We start from the raw sequence: 283 nt of genomic DNA, 5'->3' as shown, positions 1-283 counted from the left end.
ACCCAGCTTCACGTAATGCTGTGACGACATAAACGCAAGTATTACCCGTTGATGCTTCATCATCAACCATAATCAGCGTTTTACTGGCAAGTAGTTGCGCTTGCGTCATTTTATCGGCACTTTGATAAATAAGATGCTGACTGGCATGACTGTGGTCTTCGCTAAAAGTGGTCAATAAAGAATCGCTACTGTTGTCATCATGCTGGGCATGACGAGTAGAATTTAGCAGCAACGCTTGCGGATAGCGCGTTTGTAGCGCTTGGTGCACACCGGCAGATAAGCC

At 46.3% G+C, this 283-nt stretch carries 1 protein-coding gene; it reads right to left on the bottom strand.

Going from position 1 to position 283, the window contains the following annotated elements; all coding sequences use genetic code 11:
* Window positions 1–283 (bottom strand): phosphoribosyltransferase domain-containing protein (locus tag AAEY78_RS12675; RefSeq protein WP_352339684.1); only part of this gene is annotated, 283 nt, incomplete at both ends.

Source organism: Psychrobacter sp. 16-MNA-CIBAN-0192 (assembly GCF_040309565.1).
In the GTDB taxonomy this organism is placed as follows: Bacteria; Pseudomonadota; Gammaproteobacteria; order Pseudomonadales; family Moraxellaceae; genus Psychrobacter.
Note: the sequence above shows the minus strand (reverse complement) of the source record. Positions and strands in the feature narration are given on the sequence as shown.